This is a genomic window from Paraburkholderia sediminicola, from assembly GCF_046026855.1.
Taxonomy (GTDB): domain Bacteria; phylum Pseudomonadota; class Gammaproteobacteria; order Burkholderiales; family Burkholderiaceae; genus Paraburkholderia; species Paraburkholderia sediminicola_A.
The window spans coordinates 1-1609 of the sequence record NZ_JAQQET010000087.1; the positions used below are offsets into that span (position 1 = coordinate 1).

General features: G+C 59.5%; 1 protein-coding gene. It reads right to left on the bottom strand.

What is annotated here, in order from left to right; all coding sequences use genetic code 11:
- Positions 1–4: 4 nt before the first annotated feature.
- Entirely contained in the window at positions 5–1183 is a 1179-nt protein-coding gene (locus PQR40_RS38910; protein ID WP_408511275.1) for a CaiB/BaiF CoA transferase family protein, read from the bottom strand.
- Between the last annotated feature and the right edge of the window lie 426 nt (positions 1184–1609).

Consider the following 1609-nt stretch of genomic DNA (forward strand, 5'->3'; position numbering starts at 1 on the left):
TGCGTCAGATCACGGAATTCCTGCGTAGCTGGTCGATTTCCGCAGGGGAGATACCGAGTTCGCGCAGGATGGACTCTGAATGTTCGCCGAGTGCGGGCACTGGCTCCATCCTGGCATCGAAGCCATTCAGGTTGACCGGAGGCAGGAGCATGTCGATGGTTCCTGCTTCGGTGGCGACCGGCCGCCACCGGGAGCGCGCCTGCAGTTGTGGATGACTGGCGAACGCACTAACGTCGTTGAGCTGCGCGTACGCAATGCCGCTCTTCTCCAGCAGATCAAGCACCTGTCGCGACGAGTGCTGGCGAAAGCCGCGTTCGATGAGCGCGGTCAATTCCGCTTTGTGCTGGACGCGCAGCGTGTTGGAGTTGAAACGCGGATCGTTCACAAGATCCGGCTGCTGGAGCACGTCCTCGCAAAAGCTTTTCCACTCGCGCTCGTTCTGGATGCCAAAGAAGACACTGCGTTCGTCGCCGGCACGGAACGGGCCATAGGGCGCAATCGTCGCATGTGTGATGCCGCTGCGCGGCGGGGGGGTACCGCCGTGTGTCGTGTAGTACATGGGATAGCCCATCCATTCGCCCAAAGCCTCGAGCATCGAGATGTCGATCTCGGCGCCCACGCCCTGGCGGTCGCGACGAATGATGGCGGTGAGAATCGAGGTGAAGGCATACATGCCGGTCGCGATGTCTGCAATGGAGATCGGCACCTTCGCCATCTCATCGGGGCTTCCCGTGATTGAAATAAGGCCGGTTTCGCACTGGATCAGGAGATCGTAAGCCTTGCGCGCGCCGTCCGGGCCGCCCTTACCGAAAGCCGAGATATTGCAGACGATGATGCCCGGATTGGTCAACCTGAGACTGTCATAGGTCAATCCCATCCGTGCTACCGAGCCGGGCGCGATATTCTGGATGAAGACATCGGCCTGCCCGAGCAGTTGGCGCAGGATACGAAGGCCGGCGGGTTTCTTGATGTCAAGGGCGAGACTCTCCTTGGAGCGGTTCGACCAGACGAAATGGCTGGAGAGGCCAAGCACCTTGTCATCGTAGGTGCGGGAAAAGTCACCGCCATCCAGCCGCTCGATCTTGATCACCCGTGCGCCGAGATCTGCCAACTGGCGTGCAGCATAGGGAGCGGCAACGGCCTGTTCGAGAGAAACCACGGTGATGCCATCTAATGGACGCATTTTCCCGCCTGCAGTTCGTGTTGTATGTGATGTGTAGTATGCCACACTAGATAAATACGCAGCATTCGGATGAGCCCAGGCAGTCCGTTCCGGTGTGCCGTCTTATGGCCGGGTGTGCCTTGTCAGCGGGCCGTTTGCCATTGCTATTGCCGGTAGTGCGTCTGGCGTGGTCCGAGGATGAAGGGCATTGCATCGGATATGAGCATGCAGTATGCTACATGGGACACGTCTGATTCGCATAGAAAGGGGCCGTTATGTTCATCGAGGTTGAGGGCTACACGCACGGAGTCAGCGCTGTGATCCGGAGCGTGACGGAGTTGCAGCATGATGGCGGGGATACCAGTTCAATCGGGCTGGACGGTAAAGGGCTGCAGGGCTATGGCTGCGGCGAACGCAGGTATCGCCAGAGCAGGCCGATCGAAGATG

Bases quoted from the DNA above. Each gene is read 5' to 3' on its own strand.
- PQR40_RS38910 (WP_408511275.1), bottom strand. From the start codon at position 1,183: ATGCGTCCATTAGATGGCATCACCGTGGTTTCTCTCGAACAGGCCGTT.